Origin of the sequence: Streptomyces europaeiscabiei, assembly GCF_001550375.1 — a bacterium.
In the GTDB taxonomy this organism is placed as follows: domain Bacteria; phylum Actinomycetota; class Actinomycetes; order Streptomycetales; family Streptomycetaceae; genus Streptomyces; species Streptomyces europaeiscabiei.
Map to the genome: position 1 here is coordinate 1 of NZ_LRTR01000152.1, position 3,450 is coordinate 3,450.

4 protein-coding genes and 1 pseudogene are annotated in these 3,450 nt (G+C 72.1%); 4 read left to right on the plus strand and 1 reads right to left on the minus strand.

The genetic code is table 11. The features are described from left to right. From AWZ10_RS06850 to AWZ10_RS52245, 4 genes are all read left to right on the plus strand, one after another. On the plus strand, positions 1-997 hold a 997-nt coding region (locus tag AWZ10_RS06850), incomplete at its 5' end, for a phage tail sheath family protein (protein WP_167365922.1). Positions 998-1,083: 86 nt separating this feature from the next. After that, a complete protein-coding gene (locus AWZ10_RS06855) occupies positions 1,084-1,527 on the plus strand; it encodes a phage tail protein (protein ID WP_033526822.1) in 444 nt (147 codons plus the stop codon). Further along, the gene (locus tag AWZ10_RS06860; protein WP_060890666.1) at positions 1,527-2,087 is read left to right on the plus strand and encodes a hypothetical protein; all 561 of its coding nucleotides are present in this window, start codon (positions 1,527-1,529) and stop codon (positions 2,085-2,087) included. The genes AWZ10_RS06855 and AWZ10_RS06860 overlap by 1 nt, the downstream gene beginning before the upstream one ends. Further along, complete coding sequence (locus tag AWZ10_RS52245; protein ID WP_086750330.1) at positions 2,084-2,242, plus strand: DUF6760 family protein; 159 nt, start codon at positions 2,084-2,086, stop codon at positions 2,240-2,242. Before AWZ10_RS06860 ends, AWZ10_RS52245 begins: the two co-directional genes overlap by 4 nt. A gap of 740 nt (positions 2,243-2,982) precedes the next feature. On the opposite strand, the pseudogene AWZ10_RS52855 reads toward AWZ10_RS52245, so the two are convergent. Then, positions 2,983-3,450, minus strand: a pseudogene (locus AWZ10_RS52855) (hypothetical protein); the annotation flags it as partial.

Sequence of the window (3,450 nt, forward strand, 5' to 3'; positions counted from 1 at the left end):
CCCCGCCCCCCCCAACACCAACCCGGGGGCGGGGGGGCCCCCCGCCGCTCCCGCCTCCGTCACGCCCGCCGCGACGGACGGCGGTCACCCCGGCCCGGCCGAGTACCTCGGGGACTCCGCCGACCGCACCGGCTTCGGCGGCCTGGAGGCCGTGGACGAGATCTCGATGGTCGCCGTGCCCGACCTGATGGCCGCCTACCAGCGCGGCGTGATCGACCTGGAGGCCGTCAAGGCCGTCCAGCTCGGTCTGATCGCGCACTGCGAGCTGATGGGCGACCGCGTCGCCGTCATCGACCCGCCGCCCGGCCTCAACGCCCGTCAGATCCGGGTCTGGCGCCAGGAGACCGCCGGGTACGACTCCAAGTACGCGGCCCTCTACTACCCCTGGATCAAGGTCTTCGACCCGGCCAGCGGCCAGTCCCGCGTCATCCCGCCGAGCGGTCACGTCGCCGGCGTCTGGGCCCGCAACGACTTCGAGCGCGGTGTGCACAAGGCGCCCGCCAACGAGGTCGTACGGGGCGCGGTCGACCTGGAGCTGCAGATCACCCGCGGCGAGCAGGACCTCCTCAACCCCATCGGCGTCAACTGCATCCGCGCCTTCCCGGGCCGCGGCATCCGCGTCTGGGGCGCCCGCACGATGTCCTCCGACCCGGCCTGGCGCTACCTCAACATCCGCCGGTACTTCAACTACCTGGAGGAGTCGATCCTGATCGGCACCCAGTGGGTGGTGTTCGAGCCGAACGACCACGCGCTGTGGGCCCGGATCCGGCGCAACGTCTCCGCGTTCCTGGTCAACGAGTGGCGCAGCGGCGCCCTCTTCGGCCAGCGGCCCGAGGACGCGTACTACGTCAAGTGCGACGACGAGACCAACCCGCCGGAGTCGGTCGACCTCGGCCGGGTCATCTGCGAGATCGGTATCGCCCCGGTCAAGCCCGCCGAGTTCGTGATCTTCCGGCTGGCCCAGTTCTCCAGCGGCAACGGTGAGCTGGAGGAGTAGGCCGTCCGGCCCGCGCCCACCTGCGTTCGTACACCAGCCGTTCCGCAAGCCCCTTGCCCCTGCCCCCTCAGAAGGACACAGAACAGATGAGTCTCGCGCCGGGTGACGCCCTTACCTCACACAATTTCGGCCTCCAGATCGACGGGGTGATGGTCGAGTACCTCGCGGAGGTCAGCGGCCTCACCCTCGAACAGGACGTCATCACGTACCAGCAGAACTCCGCCCAGGGCCGGCCCGAGGTCAATCTGCTGCCCGGTGTGCAGAAGAACGGGCAGTGCACCGTGGTGCGCGGTATGACCCAGTCGGCCGCGTTCAACACGTGGATCAACGACTCCATCAACGGTCAGATGGGCTCGGCACGTAAGAACGCGTCCATCATCATGATGGATTATCAGAACAATCCGGTGAAGCGGTACAACATGCGCAACGCCTGGTGCAGCAAGATCGACGCGAGCACCCTCAAGGCCGGCGAGGCGTCCGCGCTCACCGAGACCGTGACCATCGTCTTCGAAGAACTGGTCATCGAGTAATGCGGCGTACGGCTGCCAGGGCGGGCGCGGGCGCGGGTTCGATCGTGGACGTTCCGGGTGCGGAGACGGGTGCGGGCACGGGCACGGAGGCGACTCCGTCCGCGGCCGCTTCCGCCTTCGCCCCCGTCTCCGCATCCGCTCCTGTTCCGGCTTCGGCTCCGGCTCCGGCCGTCGCGCCGGTGGCGCAGCGGCTGCGGACGGAGTTCCCCTTCGAGCTGCCGCGCGGCTACGTCGACGAGGCGGGGAACCTCCACCGGGAGGGCGTGATGCGACTCGCCACCGCCCGGGACGAGCTGATCCCGCTCCGCGACGTGCGTGTCCAGGAGAACCCGGCGTATCTGTCGGTCGTGCTGCTCGGCCGGGTCATCACCCGGCTCGGCAACCTGCCGATGGTCCACGACGGGATCGTGGAGAACATGTTCGCGTCCGACCTCGCGTTCCTCCAGGACTTCTACCGGCAGGTCAACGCGGAGGGTCACACCCGTGCGGCCGTGGAGTGCCCCCACTGCTCCGAGCCCTTCGAGGTCGAACTCGGCGGGAGCCGCCTGGGGGAATCGTGACGTACGCGACCGACCGGCTGCACGAGGAGATCGCGTACGTCGCCTACCACTTCCACTGGAGCTTCGAGGAGATCCTCGACCTCGAACACCACGACCGCCGCCGCTACACCGAACAGATCGCGTCCCTCGTGACACGGGGCGGGGCGGAGGGCTGACACGTGGGGTTCTTGGATCGCCTACGGGGTGCCGCCGGGCCGGCGGGGCGCCGGGGTCGAGTCGACGGGGCCGACTCGGGTGAGGGGTACGGCTCGGGTGGTCGGGCCGTCCCGGGAGACGTCCGTACCGGCATGGGCTCTGCGGCCGGGGCCGGGGCCGGCCCGGTGGGCGAGGTGACGTCCGCCGCTGGGCGTGCGGGTTCGAAGGGGAATCCGGCGAGCGCGGGCGGCGGTTCGTTCGGCGCCGGGTCGGGAGACGCCCTGGCTTCGCCGACCGGTGCGTCCGGGGCGACGGGGGCCGCCGCGGTCGGCGGGGCTGTTCCGGCCGACGGGGGCACTTCGGTTGGCGGGGCCGCTCCGGTTGGCGGGGCCGCTCCGGCCGGTGGTGTTGCCTCGGCCGGTGGTGTTGCCTCGGTCGGTGGTGTTGCCTCGGGCCGTGGCTGGGAGGGGCTCGCCCCTCTGCAGCGGGCCATCGGGGGGCGGGCCGTCGTCGCGGACGCCGGGTTCAGCGGGCGGTTGAGCACCTGGCAGAACCCGTCCTTCACCGGGACCCTGTCGCATGCCGTCCTGCCCGGAGCGCCGGGCGGGCTGGTCAAGGACGTCCTCACCACGTCGGCGGCACCCGTCGCCGGTCTCGAACTGCCCTCGCGCACCCTGCCGGTGGCGTACGAGGAGCCCGAGGCGCGTGCCGACCTGCCTGCCGGCCTGACTGCCGACCCCCGGCCGGTACAGCGGGCGCCCTACCAGATCACACCGTCCCGCCCGACCGGACCCCGGGTGACCCCCGTACCGCCCCGCACCACCCGCCCGGCCCCGTTGACCAAGTCCCCTGCCGCGCCGCCCGCCGTCCAGCGACGGACGCTGCCGACGGCACGACCGCAGGCTTCCGGGGCCGCTGGGGCGCCGGGGGGTACGGCTTCGAGGGCTGCCTCAACCGGGCGTACGGCGTCCGGGGCTGCCTCAACCGGGAGTACGGCGTCGGGCGGTACCTCGGGCGGGCATACGACACCGGGCGGCGCCTCGGGCGGTGCTTCGTCCGGGCACACGGCTTCCGGCGGTGCTTCGCTGCAGCGTTCGGTGTCGGGCGATACCGCGGGGCTTACGGCATCAGCGAGTACTGCGCCGGAGGGCGCGGCCTCGGGGAGCACGGCGTCGGGGGGTACGGCGTCCGGGCGTGGCGCGTCGGGCTCGGCCGACTCGGGTGCGAG

What these genes read in the sequence shown, in the direction of transcription:
- AWZ10_RS06855 (WP_033526822.1), top strand. Translation starts at nt 1,084, where the DNA reads ATGAGTCTCGCGCCGGGTGACGCCCTTACCTCACACAATTTCGGCCTC.
- AWZ10_RS06860 (WP_060890666.1), top strand. Translation starts at nt 1,527, where the DNA reads ATGCGGCGTACGGCTGCCAGGGCGGGCGCGGGCGCGGGTTCGATCGTG.